General features: G+C 71.3%; 22 protein-coding genes and 1 tRNA gene. 6 read left to right on the top strand and 17 right to left on the bottom strand.

Annotated elements, in window-relative coordinates:
• Nucleotides 1-21 precede the first annotated feature (21 nt).
• Nucleotides 22-95 (bottom strand) — tRNA-Met (locus ACIPPS_RS02580).
• A 52-nt stretch (nt 96-147) separates the two neighbouring features.
• Nucleotides 148-3,183 carry a UPF0182 family protein gene (locus tag ACIPPS_RS02585; RefSeq protein ID WP_401425914.1) on the bottom strand — a complete coding sequence of 1,012 codons (3,036 nt, stop codon included), beginning with the start codon at nt 3,181-3,183 and terminating at the stop codon, nt 148-150.
• Nucleotides 3,184-3,318: 135 nt separating this feature from the next.
• Here ACIPPS_RS02585 and ACIPPS_RS02590 point away from each other — a divergent pair, with 135 nt between their 5' ends.
• The gene (locus tag ACIPPS_RS02590; RefSeq protein WP_401425917.1) at nt 3,319-3,873 is read left to right on the top strand and encodes a PPA1309 family protein; all 555 of its coding nucleotides are present in this window, start codon (nt 3,319-3,321) and stop codon (nt 3,871-3,873) included.
• 120 nt (nt 3,874-3,993) lie between these two features.
• Here ACIPPS_RS02590 and ACIPPS_RS02595 read toward each other — a convergent pair whose 3' ends face one another.
• The 4 genes from ACIPPS_RS02595 to ACIPPS_RS02610 all read right to left on the bottom strand — a co-directional run bounded on the left by ACIPPS_RS02595 (nt 3,994) and on the right by ACIPPS_RS02610 (nt 7,312).
• A complete protein-coding gene (locus tag ACIPPS_RS02595) occupies nt 3,994-5,082 on the bottom strand; it encodes a PDZ domain-containing protein (RefSeq protein WP_401425919.1) in 1,089 nt (362 codons plus the stop codon).
• Nucleotides 5,083-5,154: 72 nt separating this feature from the next.
• Nucleotides 5,155-5,385 carry a hypothetical protein gene (locus ACIPPS_RS02600; protein WP_401425921.1) on the bottom strand — a complete coding sequence of 77 codons (231 nt, stop codon included), beginning with the start codon at nt 5,383-5,385 and terminating at the stop codon, nt 5,155-5,157.
• A gap of 195 nt (nt 5,386-5,580) precedes the next feature.
• Entirely contained in the window at nt 5,581-6,042 is a 462-nt protein-coding gene (locus ACIPPS_RS02605) for a molybdenum cofactor biosynthesis protein MoaE (protein ID WP_401425923.1), read from the bottom strand.
• 160 nt (nt 6,043-6,202) lie between these two features.
• Nucleotides 6,203-7,312 (bottom strand): SDR family oxidoreductase, encoded by a 1,110-nt coding sequence (locus tag ACIPPS_RS02610; RefSeq protein ID WP_401425925.1) that lies wholly within the window; start codon nt 7,310-7,312, stop codon nt 6,203-6,205.
• Nucleotides 7,313-7,522: 210 nt separating this feature from the next.
• Here ACIPPS_RS02610 and ACIPPS_RS02615 point away from each other — a divergent pair, with 210 nt between their 5' ends.
• Nucleotides 7,523-8,974, top strand: a complete 1,452-nt coding sequence (locus ACIPPS_RS02615) for a zinc-dependent metalloprotease (RefSeq protein ID WP_401425928.1) — start codon at nt 7,523-7,525, stop codon at nt 8,972-8,974.
• The gene (locus tag ACIPPS_RS02620; RefSeq protein WP_401425931.1) at nt 8,971-9,492 is read left to right on the top strand and encodes an NUDIX hydrolase; all 522 of its coding nucleotides are present in this window, start codon (nt 8,971-8,973) and stop codon (nt 9,490-9,492) included. Before ACIPPS_RS02615 ends, ACIPPS_RS02620 begins: the two co-directional genes overlap by 4 nt.
• 136 nt (nt 9,493-9,628) lie before the next feature.
• On the opposite strand, the gene ACIPPS_RS02625 is transcribed toward ACIPPS_RS02620, so the two are convergent.
• The 4 genes from ACIPPS_RS02625 to ACIPPS_RS02640 form a co-directional block, all read right to left on the bottom strand.
• Complete coding sequence (locus ACIPPS_RS02625) at nt 9,629-10,384, bottom strand: AIM24 family protein (RefSeq protein ID WP_401425933.1); 756 nt, start codon at nt 10,382-10,384, stop codon at nt 9,629-9,631.
• 19 nt (nt 10,385-10,403) lie between these two features.
• Complete coding sequence (locus ACIPPS_RS02630) at nt 10,404-11,084, bottom strand: AIM24 family protein (protein WP_401425936.1); 681 nt, start codon at nt 11,082-11,084, stop codon at nt 10,404-10,406.
• Nucleotides 11,085-11,097: 13 nt separating this feature from the next.
• Complete coding sequence (locus ACIPPS_RS02635; RefSeq protein WP_401425938.1) at nt 11,098-12,726, bottom strand: TerD family protein; 1,629 nt, start codon at nt 12,724-12,726, stop codon at nt 11,098-11,100.
• Nucleotides 12,727-12,839: 113 nt separating this feature from the next.
• On the bottom strand, nt 12,840-13,415 hold the full coding sequence (locus tag ACIPPS_RS02640; RefSeq protein WP_401425940.1) for a M48 family metallopeptidase: 576 nt from the start codon (nt 13,413-13,415) through the stop codon (nt 12,840-12,842).
• A gap of 214 nt (nt 13,416-13,629) precedes the next feature.
• On the opposite strand from ACIPPS_RS02640, the gene ACIPPS_RS02645 reads away from it, so the two are divergent.
• Together ACIPPS_RS02645 and ACIPPS_RS02650 are read left to right on the top strand one after the other, a co-directional pair.
• The gene (locus tag ACIPPS_RS02645; protein WP_401425942.1) at nt 13,630-14,781 is read left to right on the top strand and encodes a TOMM precursor leader peptide-binding protein; all 1,152 of its coding nucleotides are present in this window, start codon (nt 13,630-13,632) and stop codon (nt 14,779-14,781) included.
• A 41-nt stretch (nt 14,782-14,822) separates the two neighbouring features.
• Nucleotides 14,823-16,256, top strand: a complete 1,434-nt coding sequence (locus ACIPPS_RS02650; protein WP_401425945.1) for an ABC1 kinase family protein — start codon at nt 14,823-14,825, stop codon at nt 16,254-16,256.
• Between the two features lie 22 nt (nt 16,257-16,278).
• On the opposite strand, the gene ACIPPS_RS02655 is transcribed toward ACIPPS_RS02650, so the two are convergent.
• The 5 genes from ACIPPS_RS02655 to ACIPPS_RS02675 all read right to left on the bottom strand — a co-directional run bounded on the left by ACIPPS_RS02655 (nt 16,279) and on the right by ACIPPS_RS02675 (nt 20,198).
• Nucleotides 16,279-16,461 (bottom strand): hypothetical protein, encoded by a 183-nt coding sequence (locus ACIPPS_RS02655; protein ID WP_401425947.1) that lies wholly within the window; start codon nt 16,459-16,461, stop codon nt 16,279-16,281.
• 122 nt (nt 16,462-16,583) lie between these two features.
• Nucleotides 16,584-16,907: a hypothetical protein gene (locus tag ACIPPS_RS02660; protein WP_401425950.1), complete on the bottom strand. Its 324-nt coding sequence runs from the start codon at nt 16,905-16,907 to the stop codon at nt 16,584-16,586.
• Entirely contained in the window at nt 16,904-17,272 is a 369-nt protein-coding gene (locus tag ACIPPS_RS02665) for a WhiB family transcriptional regulator (RefSeq protein ID WP_401425952.1), read from the bottom strand. Before ACIPPS_RS02665 ends, ACIPPS_RS02660 begins: the two co-directional genes overlap by 4 nt.
• Nucleotides 17,273-17,444: 172 nt before the next feature.
• Nucleotides 17,445-17,819, bottom strand: coding sequence for a hypothetical protein (locus ACIPPS_RS02670; protein WP_401425954.1), 375 nt, complete (start codon nt 17,817-17,819; stop codon nt 17,445-17,447).
• Between the two features lie 171 nt (nt 17,820-17,990).
• Nucleotides 17,991-20,198 carry an ATP-dependent DNA helicase UvrD2 gene (locus tag ACIPPS_RS02675; RefSeq protein ID WP_401425957.1) on the bottom strand — a complete coding sequence of 736 codons (2,208 nt, stop codon included), beginning with the start codon at nt 20,196-20,198 and terminating at the stop codon, nt 17,991-17,993.
• 145 nt (nt 20,199-20,343) lie between these two features.
• On the opposite strand from ACIPPS_RS02675, the gene ACIPPS_RS02680 reads away from it, so the two are divergent.
• A complete protein-coding gene (locus ACIPPS_RS02680) occupies nt 20,344-20,586 on the top strand; it encodes a mycoredoxin (protein WP_149547526.1) in 243 nt (80 codons plus the stop codon).
• 122 nt (nt 20,587-20,708) lie between these two features.
• Here the strand turns inward: ACIPPS_RS02680 and nudC are convergent, their stop codons facing one another.
• Together nudC and ACIPPS_RS02690 are read right to left on the bottom strand one after the other, a co-directional pair.
• A complete protein-coding gene (nudC, locus tag ACIPPS_RS02685; RefSeq protein ID WP_401425961.1) occupies nt 20,709-21,656 on the bottom strand; it encodes an NAD(+) diphosphatase in 948 nt (315 codons plus the stop codon).
• Between the two features lie 35 nt (nt 21,657-21,691).
• The gene (locus ACIPPS_RS02690) at nt 21,692-23,125 is read right to left on the bottom strand and encodes a dipeptidase (protein ID WP_401425964.1); all 1,434 of its coding nucleotides are present in this window, start codon (nt 23,123-23,125) and stop codon (nt 21,692-21,694) included.
• Nucleotides 23,126-23,131: the final 6 nt, after the last annotated feature.

Here is a 23,131-nt window from a genome sequence, read left to right on the forward strand (position 1 = left end):
GATCCGGGCCCTTGTCTTCAGTAGCGGGGACAGGATTTGAACCTGCGACCTCTGGGTTATGAGCCCAGCGAGCTACCGAGCTGCTCCACCCCGCGTCGTTGTGTCTTTAAGGTATCACGACGCGGGGCGGGGTCTTGACCAGCCCGTTCAGCCGCCCGGTGGGGAGGCGCTCGTGGACGGGGTCGCCCCCGGCTTCGGGGTCTCGCCGCCCGGCTTCGGATCCGTCGGCTGGTCGCCCGGCTTCTGGTCGGCCGGCTTCTGGTCGGCCGGCTTCTGGTCCGCCGGCTTCTGGTCGGCCGGTGGCGTCAGCTTCGCGCCCGCGTCCGCAGCCCGCTGGAGGGCGTCCTGCAGGGCTTCCTGGGACTTGCCGTAGGCCGTCCAGTCACCCTTCTGCAGAGCCGCCTCACCGTCGTCGTACGCCTTCTGCGCGTCCGCGATGGCCTGCTTCAGCGCCGCGTCGTTCGTCGTCGGCGTCGGCGGCTTGGTGCCCGGCTGCTCCGGCTGCTGGGGAGGCGTCGCGCCCTCCACCCCGAAGACGGCGTTCAGCGCGTCGGTGAGGTTGTCCTTGAACACCGTGGTGTCCTTGGTCGTGTCACCCTCCGGCTGGTCCGCGTCCACGTAGGACACGGCCACCTTCTTCAGCAGCGGGTAGAGCGCGTTGCGGCCCTGGGCGTAGACCGGCTCGACGTAGAGGAAGCCGCCGTCGAGCGGGACCGTGAGCAGGTTTCCGTACTGGATGTCGGAGTCCGCGCCCTTCATGTCCCGGACGAACTGGGCCACGTCCGGGAGGCCGTTGAGCTTGCTCTGCACCTGCGCGGGACCGGGTACGTCGGAGGTCACGCGCAGCAGCTCTATGCGGCCGTAGTCCTTGCTCTTGGCGTCGGCGTCGACCGCCATGAAGCCGCCCAGGTTGGGCCGCCCGTTCGGGGTGAACGTCGTCGTCAGCGAGAACCGCTGCTGCGCGTCCCCGGGCATCTTCAGACTCAGGTAGTACGGCGGAACGGCGTTGCCGTCCTTGTTCGTCGGGTCGTCCGGCACCTGCCAGGCGTCCGAACCGCTGTAGAACTGCGCCGGGTTGGTGACGTGGTACCGGGTCAGCAGCTCCCGCTGGACCTTGAACATGTCCTGCGGGTACCGCAGGTGCTGCATGAGGCTGTCCTTGATCGCCGAACGCGGCTCCACGGTGTCCGGGAACGCCTTCATCCACGTCTTGAGGACCGGGTCCTTGGTGTCCCACTCGTAGAGCTTCACCGTGCCGTCGTAGGCGTCGACGGTGGCCTTCACCGAGTTGCGGATGTAGTTGACCTGGTTCTGCTGGGCGACCACCGCACGCTGCTGGTTGCCGACCGTCAGCGCGTCGGCCGTGGTCTCCCCCAGCGTGGTGCGCGAGGCGTACGGGTACCCGTTGGTGGTCGTGTACGCGTCCACGATCCACTGGATCCGGCCGTCGACGACCGCCGGGTAGGCGTCGCCGTCGATGGTCAGCCAGGGTGCGACCGCCTCGACGCGCTCCTTGGGCGTGCGGTTGTAGAGGATCCGCGAGCCCTCGCCGATGGCCCCCGAGTAGAGGATCTGCGGCTCGCTGAACGCGACGGCGTAGGCGGCGCGGTTGAAGGTGTTGGAGAGGTTGACCCCGCTCTTGCCTTCGTAGCTGGTGGTCTTCTCGCCGTTGTCCTCGTAGTCCAGCTCCTTCTGCGGCCCGCCGACGATCGAGTACTGGTCGGTCTTCTCGCCGTAGTAGATCCGCTGCTGGTACGGGCCGAGCTGACCCGTGGTCGGCAGGCCGGCCTCGGTGAAGATCGGCGAGCCGTTGGCGTCCGTCTGCGTGCCCGTGGCCATGATCGCGCCATAGCCGTGGGTGTACGTGAAGTGGTCGTTGATCCAGTTCCGCTTCGGGATGCCCTTGATGTTGAGCTCACGCAGGCCGACCACGGTGTCCTTGCCGCTGTAGCGGTCGACATCGAGGGTCGTCGGGAACTGGTAGTACTTCCGCTTCTGCTCCAGCTGCTGGAACGTCGGCGACACGATGTTCGGGTCGAGCAGGCGGTAGCTGGCCGCCGTGTCCGAGTCGGTGCGCAGCGTGTCCTTGTTCTTCGTCGTCGACTTGCCGGAGTAGTTCTCCGGCTTGGTCGAGTCGATGGCGTACGCCTGGCGGGTCGCGTCGATGTTCTTCTGGATGTACGGCGCTTCCTTGGCCTGCTCGTTCGGCTGGACCTGGAACTTCTGCACGATGGCCGGGTACAGGCCGCCGATCAGGATCGCCGACAGGACCATGAGACCGAAGCCGATCACCGGCAGCTGCCAGGTGCGGCGCCAGAGCGTCGCGAAGAACAGCACGGCACAGATCGCGGCGATGCAGAAAAGGATCGTCTTCGCCGGCAGGTACGCGTTGGCGTCGACGTACCGCAGGCCCGTCCAGTTCCCGGCCGCCTTGAAGTCGCTGGACTTCACGGCGAGGCCGTACCGGTCGAGCCAGTACGCCACGGCCTTCAGGGAGACGAAGATGCCGAGGAGCACCGAGAGGTGGCCCGTCGCGGCGGCGGTGGCGCGGGCACCGGGACTGGTGACGCGCAGTCCGCCGTAGAGGTAGTGCGTCAGGGCCGCGGCGATCAGCGACAGGACCATGGCGGCGAAGCCGAAGGCCAGCAGGAAGCGGTACCAGGGCAGGTCGAAGGCGTAGAACGCCACGTCCAGCTGGAACTGGGGGTCCTTCTGGCCGAACGGCACACCGTTGACCCACATGAGCCAGGTCCGCCACTGGCCGGAGGCCGAGGCGCCCGCGATCAGGCCCACCAGGGCGGTGATCGCGAGGAGGACCCACTTCTTGTAGGGCGCCAGGCCCATCCGGTACCGGTCGAGGCTCTGCTGCTCCAGCGACATCGCGCTCAGCGGCGGCCTGAGCCGGTGCGCGAGCCAGATGTTCAGCCCGACGGCGAGCGCCATCAGCAGACCGAAGACGGCGAAGAGGCCGATCTTCGTCCACAGCGTGGTGGTGAACACGGACGAGTAGTGGACCGAGCGGTACCAGAGCCAGTCCGTCCAGAACCCGGCGAACATGACGAACACCATGGCCAGGACGGCCAGCACACCCAGGGTCATGAGCAGCGTGCGGGCCCGCCGGGACGGCCGGCCGACTCTGATCCTTGGCCCGGACGGGCCTCCGCCGCCTCCGCGGTCCGGCATCTGGAAAGCCAACGTGCGCCCCTCGAGGTTGATGCGTCGATATGCAGGCCCCGCGATCGTAGAGCCCACTGATGCAACTTACTGAGGCTTTACCTAGTTCCCGTCTTCGGGGGGAGAGGAGGCAGGATGTTGTCCATGTCCAACGTTTCCCCCTCCGGCACCCCCATGGCCGCGAGCCCCCTCACCCGCGCGGTGCTCGAGATCGACGAGTACGCCTCCGGTCTCGGCTGGGACCGCCCGGCCCGGCTCTTCGCCCTCGTCGACACCGCCCGCCTGCGTGCCCAGGAGCCGGGACTCGCCTCCCAGCTCGGCCTCGAAGGCGCGGAGGCCGCCGCCTACACCCCCATCGAGCAGGAGGAACTGCCGAAGGGAAAGCCCCTCGACGAGTTCCTCGGCACCATCGCCTGGCCCGACGCCGTGGCCGGCTGCGCGCTGACCGTGGAGCGCCTGATGCTCCCGCCGTCGGCCGAGGCCTCCGTGCCCGAGGGCCTGAGCGAGGCCGCTCTGGCGAAGTGGGTGGCCCGCCATCCCGACCGCCAGGAGGTCCGGATGACCGTGGCCGTGCTCCGTAACGGCGCGCGGGAGGCGGCGATCCGGCTGCGCGAGAAGGACTCGCCGAACGAGGTGCTGACCGGGTCGGACCTGGTGCCGGGCCTCGCGGACGCCCTGGCCGCGACCTTCGAGTCCTGAGAGGCGTACGCACCGCTGACGCGGGAAGGGGGCGCCCCGGTCCGATGACCGGGGCGCCCCCTTCACGCGCGCGTGCGCCTTGCTCCAGCTCTTCGAGCAGCCCCCCGGTGGGCGCGGGCTCTAGCTCTTCGAGCAGCTGGGCAGGTTCTTCGTGTCGCCCTTGCGGAGCTTCTCCAGCGACTTCGTCGCGTCGTCGATGGTGTTCACCTTGACGAGGGTGAGGCCGTCGGGGATGTCGGAGGCGGCGGCCTCGCAGTTGTCGGCGGGGGTGAGGAAGTACGTGGCGCCGGCGTTGCGGGCGCCGACGAGCTTCATCTCGATTCCGCCGATCGGGCCGACCTTGCCCTTCTCGTCGATGGTTCCGGTGCCGGCGATGAACCTGCCGTCGGTGAGGCTCTCCGGGTTCAGCTTGTCGACGATGCCGAGCGCGAACATCAGTCCCGCGCTGGGGCCGCCGACGTCGGCGAGCTTGATGTCGACCGTGAACGGGAAGACGTGGTCGGTGCCCGCCTGGATGCCGACGATCGCCCGGTCGCCCTCCGGGGACTTCACGGTCGTGATGCCGACCTTCTCGGTGACGGTGGGCTCCTTGCCGGCCTTCTCGGCCGCGGTCGCCTCCTTGGTGGGGACGATCGTGAACTCGACCTTCTCGCCCGGCTTGTGCGTGGTGACCTGCTTGGCGACGTCGCCGGGCTCCTTGACCGGGACGCCGTCCACCGCCTTGATCACGTCCCCGGCGTGCAGCTCGCCCTGGGCGGGGCTGTCCTTGACGACGGAGGCCACGACGACGCGGCTGGTCACCGGGATGCCCAGCTCACCGAGGGCGGCGACCTTGGCGCTCTCCTGGGACTGGCTGAACTCCTCGGCGTTCTCCTGGGTCGACTGTTCCTCGGTCTTGCCGTCCGGGTAGAGCGTCTCCTTGGGGACGACCACGTTGTCGTGCGCCAGCCAGCCGTAGACCGCCTCGACCACGTTCATCCGGTAGTCCGCGCTGGTGACGCGGACGGTCGTCATGTTGAGGTGACCGTCGGTGGGGTACGTCTTGCGCCCGGAGATCTGCAGCACGGGTTCGCCGGCCGCGTCCCCGAGGGTGTTGACCGTCGGGCCGGGGCTCATCTCCGCGTACGGGACCGGGACCAGGACGCCCACACAGAGCAGGGTGATCAGGACCAGGGTGGAGGCGAGCATCGTCGCGGTGCGGCGTGGCATGGAACGACAGTACGGGACCGGTCTGTGAGTGCACCCGTGGGGCGGGTCCGTACGAGGCGGCCGGCGGGGGCCTCAGCCGGAGACGTGGCTACTGCGTACGGCGGACGTGGACGCGGCCGGGGCAATCTCGCGAGCGGCACCGTCGATGCCGGCGTGGGTCCGCTCCATGGCGTCCCTGAACCGTGCGTAGCCGGCGAGCTCGGCCACGTCTCCGGTGGTCTTGTTCCTCTGGGTCCAGCTTCCCCATATCGCCGCACCAACCACCGCGAAAAGCGGAATCAGCAACCACGCGAGCGCTGCCATCCCGACCTCCCATCCCCATGAGCGACCGCAACCGACCGGAACCGGTCGATCAGCAGAGTAACGATCTGCAGCAACAACGCTGCTGCCAGGGGCCTGGTTACGCAAATCGGGGCGTTCGACTACGACACGTCGGCGCGGCGCCTTGCCACCCGCCGGTTCGGGACCTAGTGACGCCCGGTCACGGAGCGCCCCCTCCTAGCAGGCGCCGACCCACTCCTCCGTACCGTCGGAGAAGCGCTGGTGCTTCCAGATCGGGACCTCGTGCTTGAGGTCGTCGATCAGCTTGCGGCTGGCCTCGAAGGCCTCGCCGCGGTGGGGGCAGGAGACCGCGACGACGACCGCGAGATCGCCGACCTGGAGATCGCCCACACGGTGAACGGCGGCCAGGGCGCGCACCGGGTAGTCGGCGACGACCTTCTCGGCGACCTTGCGCAGCTCGTCCAGGGCCGAGGGGTGGCAGCTGTACCCCAGCTCGTCGACGTCGGCGCCGCCGTCGTGGTTGCGCACCGTGCCCACGAAGAGCGTCGTGCCGCCTGCCGCGTCGTCGCCGACGGCCTGGAAGACCTCGTCGAGCGAGAGCGGGGTGTCACGGATCGCCAACAGCTTGATCGGGTCCGCCGCTGTCTGCTCACCGGGGTGGTCGAGGGTGCGTGCCATGCAGCCCATGGTGCCGTACCGCACGGACATCGCGGAATAGCGTTTTCGACCGGTGGACCCGACCCTCCGTAGGAGGGTCCTACAGCCCCGGTGGCTCCGCGCCGTCTCGGGGCCCGGGCCGAGCCCGGCCGCACACCGTGCCGGCCCCATGTCGAGCCGGCTACATACCGCGCCGCTTGCGCATCTGGCGCACCAGTGCCGCCGTGCCGAGCAGCGCCACCGTCGCGCCGGCCGCTCCCGCCGCCGTGGCGTCCTTGCGGCCGAGCCTGCGGCCCACGACGGTGTGCCGGCCCTCGACCTCCTCCAGAAGCGCGGCGAGCACCTCCTCGTTGGTCCACTTCGGCCGCCAGCCCGCGTCGTGCAGCCGTCCGACGCTGACCACCCAGGGATGCATCGTGTAGGCGAGGTCCCCGGCCGGGGAGGGCGTGAGCCCGATCCGGTGCAGCCGGGCCGCCGCGCCGAGGGCCACGGCGGACGGCAGCTCCATGCGGCGGATCCCGGACAGCTCCTCGACCTCCTCCTGCTCCAGCCAGCCCTCGCAGCCGACCGCGAACTCGCCCTCGACCTTCTCCAGGGCCGCGTACTCCAGGGCGCTGACCAGGTCCTCGACGTGGCAGAACTGCCAGGTGGGGCGGGAGCCGGCCACGACGAGCAGGCGGGGCGACTCGAAGTACCGGGTCAGGGCCGTGTCCGTACCGCCCACCAGGACCGCGGGTCGGACGACGGTGACGTGCAGACCGGGGTGGGCGCGCGGCGCGCGGCGGCCCAGCCGCTCGATCTCCAGCATGTCGCCGACGCCGGTGGCCTCGGCGGTCGCCCGCAGCTCGGCGTCCTCGGAGAGCGGGATGTCGTTGTCGGGCAGCGCGCCGTAGACCATCGCGGAGGTGCAGAGCACCACGCGGTGCACGCCCGCGGCCGCGGCGGCCGTCAGGACGGTCTGCGCGCCGCGCACGTTGTAGGCCGTTCGGGCGGCGGCGTCCGACTCGAGGTCGAGGTCGACGGCCAGGTGCACGACCACGTCGGCGCCGCGCAGCTTCTCCGCGATGGCCGGATCGCGGACGTCGAGGATGTGCCACTGCGCCTCGGACACCTCGCCCCGGCGCTCGTCGATGGCGATGACCTGCTTGATCTCCTCGGACGCGGCGAGGCGTCGGGTCAGCAGGTCGCCGACGCCTGAGGCGGCACCGGTGACCGCGACGACGGGGCCGCGCCCGGCGGACCGGGCTGAGGTGTTTCGCGCTGCGCGAACCTGAGGATCTGGGGAACTCACCGGGCGTCTCCAGCGGTTGTCTTCAGTACGTACCCGAATGACGCGTACGTACCAGGTGGCGTCCATCCTGCCGCAGGCCACGGCCCGGCGGAGCACCGAGCCCAGATCCGGCCCGGATGTCTACGCTGGTGGTGTGGAGTCGGGCATCGAGCCGCGCCAGGAAAGCCGCCGTCGGCAGGAAGCCGGCGGCCCTACGAGCCGAGGAAACCTGTGAGTGACACCCCATTCGGATTCGGCCCTTCGCCTGAGGAGCCGGAGAACGGCGACGAGGGCAAGAAGAAGGACCCCGCCGGAGGTGGCCAGGGGTCCGGTGACCAGGGCGGCGGCAACCCGTTCGGTGCCAATCCGTTCGGCTTCGGCGGTCTGCCGGGGATGGGCGGGCCCGGTGGCGCGGACAATCCCTTCGCCGCGATGTTCGGCTCCCTGAACCCCAACGACCTGGGCGCCGCCTTCCAGCAGCTCGGCCAGATGCTCTCGTACGAGGGCGGTCCGGTGAACTGGGACATGGCCAAGCAGATCGCCCGCCAGGTGGTCGCGCAGGGCACGTCCGACGGCACCAAGGACGCCAGCGTGGGTCCGGCGGAGAAGGCCGCGGTCGGGGAGGCCCTGCGCCTGGCCGACCTGTGGCTGGACGGCGTCACCTCCCTGCCCTCGGGAGCGAGCACGGCCGTGGCGTGGAGCCGCGCGGAGTGGGTCGAGGCGACGCTGCCCGCGTGGCAGCAGCTGGTCGACCCGGTCGCGGAGCGGGTCGGCACGGCGATGGGCGATGTGCTGCCCGAGGAGATGCAGGCCATGGCGGGCCCGCTGATCGGCATGATGCGGTCGATGGGCGGCGCCATGTTCGGCCAGCAGATCGGCCAGGCCGTCGGCGCGCTCGCGGGTGAGGTCGTGGGGTCGACGGACGTCGGTCTGCCGCTGGGCCCGGCCGGCAAGGCGGCCCTGCTGCCGCTGAACATCGAGACCTTCGGCAAGGACCTCGGCGTCCCCAAGGACGAGGTGCGGCTCTACCTGGCCCTGCGGGAGGCCGCCCACCAGCGGCTCTTCGCCCATGTGCCGTGGCTGCGCTCGCACCTGTTCGGCGCCGTCGAGGGGTACGCGCGCGGGATCAAGGTCGACACCTCGAAGCTGGAGGAGGCCGTCGGTCAGCTCGACCCGACGCACCCGGAGCAGCTGCAGGAGGCGCTCCAGCAGGGCATGTTCCAGCCCGAGGACACGCCGGAGCAGAAGGCCGCGCTGGCCCGTCTGGAGACGGCGCTCGCGCTGGTCGAGGGCTGGGTGGACGCGGTGGTCCACGAGGCCGCGAAGTCCCGGCTGACCTCGGCGGACGCGCTGCGCGAGACGCTGCGCCGGCGCCGGGCGAGCGGCGGTCCCGCCGAGCAGACCTTCGCCACGCTGATCGGTCTCGAGCTGCGTCCGCGCCGGCTGCGGGACGCCTCGCGGCTGTGGGCCTCGCTCACGGACGCGCGCGGTGTGGACGGCCGCGACCACCTGTGGGAGCACCCGGACATGCTGCCGACGGCGTCCGACCTGGACGACCCGGACGGCTTCGTCCACCGCGAGCAGCTGGACTTCTCGGAGATCGACAAGATGCTCGGCGAGGCGGCCGGCGGCTCGAAGCCGGACGCCGACCGCGGTGACGACGAGGGCGACGGCGAGAAGTGAGCCTGCACGACGACGCGGTCCTCGTACTGAAGACGTACGAAGGCCAGGACGAGCTGCGCGGGATCTATCTGGACCATCTCGCCGCGCACGAGGACGGGATGTGGAAGGCCTGCGAGGCCGGGCATCTGACGGCCAGCGCGCTGGTGGTGGACCCGGAGCGCGGGCGGGTGCTGCTGACGCTGCACAAGAAGCTGGGCATGTGGTTGCAGATGGGCGGCCACTGCGAGCCCGGTGACACGACGCTGGCCGAGGCGGCGCTGCGGGAGGCGACGGAGGAGTCCGGGATCCCCGGCCTGATGCTGCTGCCGGGCGGCCCGGTGCGGCTCGACCGGCATCCGATCCCGGCCCCGTGCCACTGGCACCTGGACGTGCAGTACGCGGCGCTGGCTCCGACCGGCGCCGTGGAGGCGATCAGCGAGGAGTCGCTGGACCTGCGCTGGTACGCGTACGACGAGGTGGCGGCGGTGGCCGACGCCTCGGTGGCGCGTCTGGTGGAGGGCGTACGGGAGCGGCTGTAGGCGGCCGGTTCGATCATGCGTAAGGGGCGGTCTCCAGGGAGACCGCCCCTTACGCATGCCGTGCGACGCATGCCGTGCGACGCATGCCGCGTGGCACCCGGCGCCTGGCGCCGGGCGTCGGGCGCCGGGCGTCCGCTCAGTTCCAGGCGTTGTTCTGGTTCTGGGCGTGCGAGCCGTGCTGACCGGCGCCGAACTGGGCGGCGAGGCCCTGTCCGATGGCGGCGTTCTGCGGCGGCATGACCTCGCTGGGCTGGACCAGGACGAAGCCCTGGCCGAGGAAGCTCAGCTCCCAGCCCTCGCCCGTGCTGCCGCGCCGCCGGCGCACGCTGGAGTTCGTCGTCTGCGCCTGCATCTGCACCCGCAGCCCGGTGGACCAGGCGACGATCGCGTCCGCGTCGACGTTGACATACTTGTCCGGCGTGACGTGCATCATCAGCGGCTGACCCGAGGTCATCAGGGCGACCTTGCCCCGGCCGGAGATGTTGAGCTGGTACTTGCCGGAGCCGGAGACGCCGTACTGGCTGTCCACGGCGATGACCTCGGTGTGCAGGGTCGAGTCGAGCGCCAGGACGTAGGCGCTGTCGACGGTCATGCCCTCCTGCTCGACCTCCACGACGTGGATGTACTGCGCGAGGTTGGCGAAGTAGACCGTGCCCTGGCCGGAGCAGCGCATGAGGTCGAGGCCCTCACCGGTGCGTGCCTGGGCACGGCGCTGGCTGGACGTCTGGTACTCGCCGTCGAAGTCGACGAGCCCCTGGTAGGCGACCATGGCGCCCTTGCGGGCGAGGATGTCGTCCGACCCCGTGAGGGAGATCCGCAGCAGCTGCGGGTTCTGGATGACGTACCGTTCCTGGCTCTGCTGCTCGGCGTAGTTGAAAAGCGGGCTCTGCATGGTGTGTTCTCGCTCCCCCTCAGCCCCGGACCCGCAGGCGGTCGGTGCTGTCCTCGCTCGGCTGTACGACGACGATGCCCTGGCCGGAGAAGGCCATCTGGTACGCCTCGCCGCTGCCCCGCCCGATCAGGGAGGAGGCCTTGAAGCTGCGCTTGCCCTTGACCTTGAGCGCCGGCGACCAGGCCACGAGCGCGTCCGGGTCGACGTACGTCTCGTCCTCGCCGCGGCCGCAGTCGACGACGATCGGCGTGCCGCGCGAGGTCAGGGCGACCCAGCCGGTGCCCGAGATCTCGACGTTGAACAGGCCCTGTCCGGCGAACTTGGCGAGGCCCTTGACCCGCTCCACGCCCCACTGGAGGTGGGCGTCGAAGGCGAGGAGGTTGGTGCCGTTGACGGAGATCGAGTCGTTCTGGAGGTTGATCACGACCACGTCGGCGCCGTAGTCGGCGAGGTAGAGCAGTCCGTCGCCGGAGCACTTCATGATGGGCGTGCCCTCACCGGTCGCCCACTGCTGCGCGACCTGGCGGGCGGCGGGCGGGTTGGGCTCGTAGGTGATGAAGCCCTCGTAGGAGACCATCGAGCCGGTGCGCGCGTAGAGGTCCTGGCCGGAGGCCATGGCGACCTTGAGCATCGCGCGGCCGTGGTTCTCCATCCGGGCCGTCATCGGGGTCGGGGCGAAGCCCGCGAGTTGCTGGTTCATTCTTCGGGCTCCCTCAGACCTCGTACGGCTGGACGACGATGAAGTTGCCGGGGGCGCCCCGGAACTGGAGGTTGACGGTCTCTCCGCTGTGGCCCGGGTACGCGTTGCGGCGCAGCCTGACCTGGCTGGAGAGGATCACCTGGGACGCGGACGACCAGGCGACGACCGCGTTGCAGTCGGCGAAGGTGGTCGGCGTGACGGGCAGCACGACCGGGACGCCGTGCGTCTTGACGACGACGGTGCCGGTGCCCTGGAACTGCATCGTGAACAGGGCGCCGCCGGGGATGCCGTGACCCTCGATCCTCCGTACCTCGTACTGGAGGGACTCGTCGAAGGCGAGCACGTTCTCCGCGGAGACGCAGATGCCGTCGCCCTGGAGCTCGATCGGGTGCAGGTGCGCGCCTTCCTCGGCGAGGAAGACCTGGCCGCGACCGGAGCAGCGCATCAGCTGCATCTCCTGGCCGGTGGCGTTGCCCACGATCCGGCCGGTGAACCCGGCGCCCTTGTGACTGAAGTCGACCTTGCCCTGGTACATCACCATGCTGCCCTGACGGGCGAGGACGGGGTTGCCGCCCATCTGCAGGTCGACCCGCATGAGCTGCTGGTTCTGCGGGGTCCAACGGGAGCCGGTCGGCGTCTCCTTGTACGGCTGGAGCGCCGCGGCGAGCCCCGCGCCGGTGGCCGGTACGCCCTGGGGGACGCCCTGCGGGGCGCCGCCCGGCTGGCCGGGGTACTGCCCCGGGACCTGGCCGTACTGGAGCTGCTGCGGCTGCCCGTACTGCGGCTGCTGCGGCTGGCCGTACGGCGACTGGCCGGGGGGCTGGCCCGGAACCTGCCCGAACTGCGGGGCCTGCGGCGGCTGGCCGTACGGCGAGGGCGCCGGGGCGGGCGCGGGCGGCGCCATCGGGGCAGCCATGGTGGGCGCCGCGTGCATCGGCTGGACCGGTGCCTGCGGGGCCGGGGCCGGCGCGGGGGCGGCCGGCGGGGCGCCGAACTGTGGGGCGGGCTGGGGCGCCTGGGGTGCGGCGGGCGCGCCGAACGCGGGCGGCGCCGCGGCCTGCGGCGGCGGGGCGAAGCCGGGGGCGGCCTGCGGGGGCTGCGCGGCGGGCTGCTCCTCGGCGACCTCGCCGCCGAAGTTCTTCAGCAGCGCGTCGAGGCCGCCGTCGAAGCCCTGGCCGATGGCGGCGAACCGCCAGACGTCCTTGAGGTAGAAGTCGCCCAGCATGACCGCGCGCTCGGTGGTGAACTCCGCGCCCGTGAACGGATAGCGGACGACCTCTTCGCCGCCCGCGACGATCCGGATGTAGCCGGGGCCGATCTGCGACATCTGGCCCGCGCCGTCGATGGTCGCGGTGAACGACAGCTTGTGGATGTTGGCCGGGACGCGGTCCAGGGTGACCCGGAAGGACTCGGTGTCGCCCGACTGCGCGCCGAGCAGCTGGATGGACTCCTCCGGCGACTTCGGCTGGTTGAAGAAGATGAAGTACCGGTCGTCGGAGAGCTGCTCGTTCGCGTCGAGGCCGAAGCAGCTGATGTCGAAGGTCAATCCGGGCGCGTTGATCTGCACACCCACGTACAGATCGGTCCCCGGTGTCAGGTCACTGATCTTGGCCTTGTGGCCGCGTTGGAATTCCCTGGCCATGCGTAACGACCGTCCCCCATCCCGAAAGGTGAATCCGTCGCGTCAGGCTAACGGCTGTGTGCGACATTGAGCCAAGCCGGTACGAATTCGGTACAGGATCGGGCCAGGTGTCGCTACTCTCCGCGTGCGGCCGGGAGGTGGGGCAGCCGCTCCGCGGCGACGACCCCTTCGAGGTAGCCCCGGGCCCGCTCGGTGCGCGGGTAGGCCTCCAGGAGGCGCCAGAACCGGGGCCCGTGGCCGGGGACCAGGAGATGCGCCAGCTCGTGGGCGAGGACGTAGTCGACCACGTACTCGGGCATTCCCTGGAGCCGGTGGGAGAGGCGGATGCTGCCCTCGGAGGGGGTGCAGGAGCCCCAGCGGGTGTTCTGGTTGGTCACCCAGCGGACGGACGTCGGCCGTGCCCGGCCGCCGAAGTACTGGTCCGACAAGCGCTCCGCGCGCTCGGTGAGTTCGCTGTCGCCGAGGACCCGCTTGCTCTCCTGGGCGGCGAGTTTGTCCAGCATGACCGTCACCCAGCGTTGCTCCTCGGCCTCGGACATCCGGGCCGGGATGAGCACGATGGTCCGGTCGCCCTCGCGGTAGGCGGAGACGGTTCGCCTCCGCCGGGAGCTTCTGCGGACCTCGACCGCACTCGTCCCCGAACCGCGGGGCGGCTTCCTTGTCACGCTGCGCTGTGGGTCGGCGGGCACGGCCCCGACGTTACCCGCTGTCAGCGGGGGAAGTCCTGCCTCCGGGACGGTTCGGCGGCGATCCGGTCACACCGTGCACCATTTGAATGATTAATACCCCGCCCCTGTGGACAACTTTTCCCGTCCGCTTCGCCGTCCGGGCAATCTGACGAACGAGCGAGATCGAGGGAGATCGAGCGAATGTGTCGATGATCAAGATCACGGGGGGCCGGAAATGCATCCGATGCTGAAACCCGCGCTGCGCCGAGCCTGGCGCGATCTGCGAAGCGTGCAGTTCGGGGCCACGTCCGCGCACGCGGTGGTGGTGGGACCGCTCGACACGACCACCGGCAGTCTGCTCGGCCTGCTCGACGGCACCCGCGGCATCGAGCTGCTGCGGGCGGAGGCCGGAGCCCTCGGGCTGCGGGACGGGCTGCTGGAGGAGCTGCTCGGCCGGCTCGCCCGCGCCGGGCTGCTCGCGGACGCCGCGGCGGGCAGGCCCGGCAGGGCGCCTTCCGCGGCGGCCCCGGACGACGCGCTCGATCCTCTCCGCGCGGACCTCGCCTCACTCTCCGTGGCCCACCCCGAGCCGGACGGGGCGTTACGGCGCGTGGCCGCGCGGCGGGCTGCCCGGGTTCAGGTCCGGGGCGCGGGGCGGGTCGGCGCCATGATCGCCGCGCTACTGTCGGCCTCGGGCGTGGGCAGGGTGGACGTGCTGGACTCCGGATCGGTGGCGCCCTGGGAGGTGGCGCCGGGCGGGCTGCCGGCGGAGGCGGTGGGCGAACGCCGGGCGGCGGCGGCACACCGGCTCGTGGCACGGTCGGCGCCCGGCGGTCGCCCGCCCCGGGCACCGCGACGGGCGACGGGTGAACTCGGCCGGGATCCCGGGCTCTCCCTCGTCCTGGTGACACCGCGGGACGGCCTCGCCGCCTACCTCCCCGACCCGATCCCGGCGGAGGGCTGGATCGCGACCGGCACACCTCATCTGTACGCCGGGGTGGTGGAGGCCACCGGCGTCGTCGGACCGCTGGTGCTGCCTGGCGGGACGGCCTGCGCGCGGTGTGCGCAGGAGGAGCGGACGGACCGCGAGCCGGTCTGGCCCCGCATGCTGGCGCAGTGGCGCTCGGGTCCGGCCACGGAGGTGCCGCCCTGCGACCTGGGTCTCGCGGCGACGGTCGCCGGGCTGGCCGTGAGCCACGCGTTGGCCTTCCTGGACGGCGAGCTGCCGTCGAGCACGGGAGCCCGCTGGGAGGTGTCGCTCCCGCTGCTTGAGTGGCGCGTGGAGCGGATGAGACCGCACCCGGCGTGTCCGTGCGGTGCCGGACGCCGCGGAGAGGGGGAGCATGCCTCGGGGGTCGGAACCCCGCAGGACACAATGGCGGGGTAACGGTCGTGTGCGGCACGGCAGTCTGGGAATTGGAGGGGCTCATGTCTGATCTTCCCCGGAAGGCGGTCACCCGGACCGCCAGGTTGGCCGCGTTGCCCCTCGGCTTCGCCGGACGTGCCACCTGGGGCCTGGGCAAGCGGATCGGCGGCAAGTCCGCCGAGATCGTCGCCAGAGAACTGCAACAGCGCACGGCCGATCAGCTGTTCAAGGTGCTCGGGGAGCTCAAGGGCGGGGCGATGAAGTTCGGGCAGGCGCTGTCCGTCTTCGAGTCGGCCCTCCCCGAGGAGGTCGCCGGTCCCTACCGGGCGGCGCTGACCAAGCTCCAGGACGCGGCTCCCCCGATGCCGACCCGCACGGTCCACGCGGTCCTGGAGGAGCGACTCGGCGAGGAGTGGCGCGAGCTGTTCCTGGAGTTCGAGGACAAGCCCGCGGCGGCCGCCTCCATCGGCCAGGTGCACCGCGCGGTGTGGCACGACGGCCGTGAGGTCGCGGTGAAGGTGCAGTACCCGGGCGCGGGCGAGGCGCTACTCTCGGACCTGACGCAGCTCAGCCGGTTCGCCCGGTTGCTGGGCCCGCTCATCCCCGGCATGGACATCAAGCCCCTGATCACGGAGATGCGCGACCGGGTCTCCGAGGAGCTGGACTACGCCCTGGAGGCGCACGCCCAGCAGGAGCACGCGGAGGTGTTCGCGGACGATCCCGATGTCGTGGTGCCACGGGTGGTGCACCAGAGCGATCAGGTGCTCGTGACGGAGTGGATCGACGGGATCCCCCTGTCGGAGGTGATCGCGGAGGGGACGCGGGAGCAGCGGGACCGGGCCGGTCAGCTTCTCGCCCGCTTCCTCTTCTCCGGGCCGGCCCGCACCGGTCTGCTGCACGCCGATCCGCATCCGGGCAACTTCCGACTGCTGCCGGGCAGCGGCGAGGCGGAGGAGGACGGTCCGGAGAGCTGGCGGCTCGGGGTGCTCGACTTCGGGACGGTGGACCGGCTGCCGGGCGGGCTGCCGGAGACGATCGGCACCTGTCTGCGGCTGACCCTGGAGGGCGACGCCGAGACGGTCTACGAGCTGCTGCGCGAGGACGGCTTCGTCAAGGAGTCCGTCGACCTCGCCCCGGACGCGGTCCTGGAGTATCTGCAGCCGATCATCGAGCCGGCCGAGGTCGCGTCGTTCGGCTTCACGCGCGGCTGGATGCGGAACCAGGCCGCCCGGATCGCCGACCCCCGCTCCCCCGCGCACCAGCTGGGCCGGCAGCTCAACCTGCCGCCGTCGTATCTGCTGATACACCGTGTGACCTTGAGCACGATCGGGGTGCTCTGTCAGCTCAACGCCACGGTGCGGCTGCGCGACGAGCTGGAGGAGTGGCTGCCGGGGTTCGTCGAAGCCGAGGACCAGGGCGAGGGCGAGGAAGAGCGCGAGAGGGCAGCGGGCGACGGCGCCGACGAGGCCGACGACAGGGACCGCGCCGTGGAGTGAGGCCGAGGGGGCGCTCGGACCGTCACCACCAGGCGGAGTCGAGCCGGCCCTCGATGGAGCGGATGTTCTCGCGGGCGCAGCGGTCACAGATGTACTGGCGGCTGCCGTTCTCCACCGAGCAGGTCCAGGTCACCGGGAGCGTCTCGGCGGTCGTGCCGCAGCGGACGCAGACGAGGGGCTCCTCGGGATGCCGGGCGTCGTTCACCCTCCGACGATAGTCCGACGCGGGCCGGGTCGCGCCGCAACGCACCGTGGGGGCCGGTCCGTTCGGACCGGCCCCCACGGGGTTCTGTCAGCTCATGGCCTTACGGCCGGGTGTCTGACAGGTCAGTGCATGACGGCCATGGCCAGCGCACGACGGGCGCGCAGGGACACGCGCTCGGCGCGCCGCTGCATGCGCCGAGCGGCGACCAGGCGAAGGGCCTGGCGTTCCGCGTCGGCTTCCCGTCGGCGGTCGTGCATATGCGCACGAGCCAGGGCTTCTGGGATGAGTTGCATCTCTCGGGTCCTGTTCTGACGCGAGGCGTTCGCGCCGGTGATGGTGGTGTCTGTGGTCGCGGAGCCGGAGGGCTCGCTGGTGGAGGAGGTCATCGGGGCCAGCTTCTGGGGATCGTGCGTGAGGGGTCGGTCGATGGTTCCGGTGACGTTCATGCCGCGACCGGGTTCTTGCGCGGACGGCCACGCGGCCGCTTGCGGGCGACGACCACGCCCTGGACGAACAGCTCTCCGCCCCAGACGCCCCACGGCTCACGCCGCTCCTGCGCACCCGCGAGGCAGGCCTCCATCAGCGGGCAGGTGCGGCAGAGGGCCTTGGCGTACTCGACGTCGGCCGGGGACTCGGCGAAGAAGACCTCCGGGTCGTACGAGCGGCAGGGGACGGGTACGCCGAGGTTCTCGATGGCGTCGTCGAGCGCGGTGAGCGCGGTGAGGGGGGTCAAGGTGGAGTCCTCCGTGAGGCCGGGCGGCGGGATCGTTTCGGAAGGCGGTACGGACGGGGCGTGCGCTTCGAGTTGCACGGTTTTTGTTCCTCGTCTGGTCGTTCCGGCCTGGTGGGCCGGGGTTTCGGCTGGTACCGGGTGGTGCTGGTTCCGAGGCCCCTTCGCTCCGTCGTCCCCGTTCGGGGACAAACAGAAGGGCCGCGGATCCCGGGTGGGGTTCCGCGGCCCTGAAGGCGCCGGCCTGATCAGATCAGGCTGGATCACTCCAGGGTTCGAGCCCACGGAAGGCCCACATCATGTGGTGGTGCTGCGTCTGCTTCGTCTGGTTTCCGGCACCGGTCGCCGCGAAGGCATAGGCCTTGGCCTTGCCAGCCGCTACTCCTGCTTCCAGTGCCTCGGTCGGTCGCTCGTCGCGCTCCATGGCGGGAATGCCCGCCAGGTCGGCCGCCGGTCGCAGGGAAGCGACGGGGGCCAGACCGGCGCCGGACAGACCGGTGCCAGGAAGAGCACTGCCAAGGAGCGCAGAGCGGGAGAGGCCGAGCGAGCAGGTGGAGACGACCGAGCGATCGGTCATTTTGTCGGTGCTGACGAAGCTGACGGTGGTGCTGTTGATGTTGCTGATCACTGGAATCGCCTCCTCTCGGCGTCTCGGAGGGCTCGGTGTGAGCCGGACCCTCATGTTCACTTGGACAAGTACAGCACGAAAGCAGGGCTTCGAAGAAGCCGCTGTTTCCGTGGTTAAGAACCTATGGGGCTTGACGGGGCGGGCGCAAACTATTTTTCCGACGAGTTTTCCTCAGCTCTCCTCGTCGTCCTCTCCACCCGTCCCACCTGGGGCTTCGCCCGCGCAGAGGGCGAGAACGTCGGCGCCGAAGCGGCCCAGCTTGCGCGCGCCGACGCCGGAGATTCCGACGAGCTCGCCGTCGGTCGTGGGCACCCGCTCGGCGATGGCCATCAGCGTCTTGTCGGTGAAGACGCAGTACGCCGGCTGACCGAGCAGGCCGGCCTGCTCGGCGCGCCAGTCGCGGAGCCGTTCGTAGAGCGCCTCGTCCATGTCGGAGGGGCAGTCCTCGCAGCGCATCAGCTTCATCTCACCGGCCTCGGTGAGCGTCGCGCCGCAGACGCGGCAGCGGACCGGCCCCCGCTGCCTGCGCCGCGCGCCGCCCTCCGCCGCGCCGCCGAGCCCGCGCTCGACCGAGCCACCGGCCAGGGCGCCGCCGCCCGCGCCGAGGCCTCCGGAGCCGGGGCGCAGCCCCTTGAGGAAGCGGGTGGGGCGGCGGGAGGCGCGGCCGCCGGGCGCACGGGAGAGCGCCCAGGAGAGCGAGAGGTGGAGCCGGGCGCGGGTGACGCCGACGTACAGCAGGCGCCGCTCCTCCTCGACCTGCTCGTCGGTCTTGGCGTAGGTGATCGGCATCATGCCCTCGGTGAGGCCGACCAGGAAGACGGCGTCCCACTCCAGACCCTTCGCGGCGTGCAGGGAGGCCAGGGTCACGCCCTGCACGGTCGGGGCGTGCTGGGCGGCGGCCCGCTCGTCCAGCTCGGCGACCAGGTCGGAGAGGGTGGCGCCGGACCTGGCGCGGGCGAAGTCCTCGGCGAGCCGGACCAGCGCGGCCAGCGACTCCCAGCGGTCGCGGACGGCACCGGAGCCGGCGGGCGGCTCGGCGGTCCATCCCTTGGTGGAGAGCACGGCGCGGACCTGGGCGGGCAGGTCCTCGACGTCGTCGAGCAGGGAGTCGTTCCCGCCGGCGCGGGCGGCGCCGCGCAGGGCGATGCCGGCCTCCCGTACCTCCTGGCGCTCGAAGAAGCGCTCGGCGCCGCGCAGCTGGTAGGGCACGCCGGCGTCGGCGAGCGCCTGTTCGTAGACCTCGGACTGGGCGTTGATCCGGTAGAGCACGGCGATCTCGCCGGCCGGGACACCGGCGGCGATCAGGTCGCGGATGCGGCGGGCGGTGCCCTCGGCCTCTGCGGGTTCGTCGCCGTACTCCGTGTAGGCGGGCTCGGGGCCCGGGTCGCGCTGGGAGATCAGCTCGAGGCGGTGCTCGGCGGCCCGGCCGCGGGCCTGGCTGAGGAGCCCGTTGGCGAGGTGCACGACCTGGGGGGTGGAGCGGTAGTCACGGACCAGCTTGACGACCGTGGCGCCGGGGTGCCGGGCGCGGAAGTTCAGCAGGTGGTCGGGGGTGGCGCCGGTGAAGGAGTAGATCGTCTGGCTGGCGTCACCGACGACACAGAGGCTGTCGCGGTCGCCGAGCCACAGGTCGAGGAGGCGCTGCTGGAGCGGGGAGACGTCCTGGTACTCGTCGACCACGAAGTGGTGGTACTGGCGGCGGATCTGGTCGGCGATGTCGTGCCGGTCCTGGAGGATGGCGACCGTGAGCAGCAGCACGTCCTCGAAGTCGATCACCGCGCGCTCGCGCTTCAGCTGCTCGTACATCCCGTAGATCTGGCCGATCTCGGCCGGGTCGCGCGGGGCCTCGCGGACGGACTTGGCGACGACGGCGGGATAGTCGGCGGGGACGGTCTGGGTGACCTTGGCCCACTCGATCTCGCTGGTGACGTCCCGCAGCTCGTTCCGGTCGAGCCGGACGCGGCAGCGCGCGGCGGCCTCGGCGACGAGCTGGACCTTGCGCTCCAGGAGCCGGGGAAGATCTCCACCGACGGCTTTCGGCCAGAAGTACTGGAGCTGGCGGAGGGCCGCGGAGTGGAACGTGCGGGCCTGGACGCCGCCCGCGCCGAGCTGCCGGAGCCGGCCGCGCATCTCGCCGGCGGCCCGGTTGGTGAACGTGACGGCCAGCACACCGCCGGGCTGCAGGATGCCCGCCCGCACGCCATAGGCGATGCGGTGCGTGATCGCCCGGGTCTTGCCCGTGCCGGCTCCTGCCAGCACGCACACCGGACCGTGCAGGGCCAGGGCGACCTCGCGCTGCTCGGGGTCGAGCCCGTCGAGCACCGCGTCGGCCGACTCGGGGACCTGCGGGAAGAGAGTGGAGTGCGTTGCTGCTGTCACTCCGCCATGCTGCCAGGTCCGTGGGGGTCGGTGCGGCGCGTTGTCCACAGGCCCGGGGCACTGGTCGTACGAATGCGGGAATGGCGGCGGCGGCCGTTACGTTCTTCTCCTCGGCACCCACCCCGCGAACAGAGGAGCGCCAGGCATGCAGGGCACTGTGACGATGTACAGCACCACGTGGTGCGGCTACTGCCGTCGGCTGAAGAGCCAGATGGACCGCGAGGGCATCGCGTACACGGAGATCAACATCGAGCAGGACCCCGAGTCGGCCGCCTTCGTGGAGAAGGCCAACGGGGGCAACCAGACCGTGCCGACCGTCCTCTTCGCCGACGGCTCGACGCTGACGAACCCGTCGCTCGCGCAGGTCAAGCAGAAGGTCGGCGTCTGAGCGTCCGGGCCTCTCGGCGCCCCAGCCCGCCTGGCTGAAAACAGCCCCCGTCCGGTGACCCCGGACGGGGGCTGTTCGCTGTCTTCGAGAACCCCAGCTTCTCGGGACCTCCCGGGAAGGCGTCAGACGACGTCGCCGGGCTTCGGGAGCGGCTTGCCGTACCAGAGCTCGATCAGCCGGGAGGCGATCGAGATGCCGTACGGGGGCAGCACCTCGCCCGACTCGAAGCCGGCGGCCAGCTCCTCGCGGGAGAACCAGCGGGCCTCGTGGATCTCCTCGCCGTCCACGTTTATCTCCGAGGAGGTGGCGTGCGCGAAGAAGCCCAGCATCAGGCTGGACGGGAAGGGCCAGGGCTGGCTGGCGACGTACTCGACCTCGCCGACGGTGACACCGGCCTCCTCGAAGACCTCCCGCGCCACCGACTGCTCGATGGACTCACCGGGCTCGACGAAGCCCGCGAGGGTCGAGAAGCGCCCCTCCGGCCAGTGCACCTGGCGGCCGAGGAGGGCGCGGTCCTGGTCGTCCGTGACCAGCATGATCACGGCGGGGTCGGTCCGCGGGTAGTGCTCGGCGCCGCAGGCCTGGCAGCGACGGATGTGTCCGGCGGCCGCGATGACCGTGCGCTCGCCGCAGCGGGAGCAGAAGCGGTGCAGCCGCTGCCAGTTCTCCAGCGCGACGGCGTGCACCATGAGGCCGGCGTCGCGCGGCGAGAGCAGCAGGCCCGCCTCGCGCAGCCCGGCCGGGCGGGCGGACTGGTCCATGCGGCCGGGCAGGGAGTCCTTCTGGAGGGCGAAGTACGAGACGCCGTCGGCGTCGGTGCCCAGGAAGTAGCGGTGCGTCTCGGTGACCGGGGCCTCGAAGGCCGGGGTCATGACGAGCTCGGTCCGTCCGTCGGGGGTGTCGTCGATCAGCACCTGGCCGCCCGACACCACGAAGACCCGGGTCGTCGGGTGGCTCCAGGCCGCCGCGAGCCAGGCCTCGTCGAGACGGTGGTGAGCCGCGCGGTCGAGGCCGCTCGGGGCGGTGAGCGAGATCGGCCGGTCCGCGAACTGGCTGTTCAAGGTGGACACAGGTACTTCCAACTCCCCCGGATCGTTGTGTGGGTTCATCGCGCGGCGGTGTGGAGGGCGGCGGGCAGGTCCCCCCACAGGTGGGCGGTGGTCTCGACGCCCTTCAGGAGGAGATCGAGCTCGATCTTCTCGTTGGGGGCGTGCCAGCCGTCGGACGGCACCGAGATGCCGAGGAACAGCACCGGCGCGCCCAGGACGTCCTGGAGGTCGGCGGCGGGGCCCGAGCCGCCCTCACGGGTGTAGCGGACCTTCGCGCCGTCGAAGGCCCGGCTCATCGCGCCCGCGACCGCCGTGAGGGCCGGGTGGTCGAGCGGGGTGAGGCAGGGCCGGGTCGGGGCGCCGAAGACGATCTCGTACCGGATGCCGGCGGGGACACGGGCGGCGAGCCAGTCGCGTACGGCCCGTTCGATCTTGTCCGGGTCCTGCCCCGCGACCAGCCGGAAGGAGAGCTTCAGCTGGGCGGAGGCGGGGACGATCGTCTTGCCGCCGGGGCCCTGGTAGCCGCCGCCGATGCCGTTGACCTCGGCGGTGGGGCGCGCCCAGACGCGCTCCAGGGTGGAGTAGCCCGCCTCGCCGAGGGTGCCGTGCGACCTGGCGGTGGTCAGCCAGGCCGCCTCGTCGAAGGGCAGCTCGGCGACGAGGGCCCGCTCGGTGTCGGAGAGCTCGGTGACCCCGTCGTAGAAGCCGGGGATGGCGACCCGCTCGTGCTCGTCGTGCAGGGCGGCGACCAGGCGGCCGGCGACGGTGACCGGGTTCGGCACGGCGCCGCCGAAGGAACCGGAGTGGATGTCCTGGTCGGGGCCGTACAGCTCGATCTCGCAGTCCGCGACGCCGCGCATGCCGGTGCAGACCGTCGGGGTGTCCTCGGACCACATGCCCGTGTCGGAGACGATCACCGCGTCGGCGGCGAGCCGGTCCGCGTGCGCCTCGACGAGCTCCCGGAAGTGCGGCGAGCCGGACTCCTCCTCGCCCTCGACCAGCAGCTTGAGGTTGACGGCGGGGGCGGTGCGGCCGGTCGCGGCGAGATGGGCGCGGACGCCGAGGGTGTGGAAGAACACCTGCCCTTTGTCGTCGGCCGCCCCGCGCGCGTACATCCGGCCGTCGGTGACGTGCGGCTCGAACGGGTCGGTGTGCCAGCCGTCCTCGCGGGCGGCGGGCTGGACGTCGTGGTGCCCGTAGACGAGGACGGTGGGGGCGTCCGGGTCGCCCGAGGGCCACTCGGCGAAGACGGCGGGCGCACCGGCCGTCTCCCAGACCTCGGCCGTCGTGAACCCCGTCTCCGACAGCTTCTGCGCCAGCCACCGCGCACTGCGCCGTACGTCCTCGGCGTGCGCGGGCTGCGCCGACACCGAGGGGATACGCAGCCAGGCGACGAGGTCGTCGAGGAAGGCGGCACGGTGCTGCTCGATGTACGCACGCACTGCCTGGGTTCCTACGGTCTGGACGACGCTGTCCGGGGTCTCGCTCATGCTCCT

This window comes from Streptomyces sp. NPDC090127 (assembly GCF_044746945.1).
Taxonomy (GTDB): Bacteria; Actinomycetota; Actinomycetes; order Streptomycetales; family Streptomycetaceae; genus Streptomyces.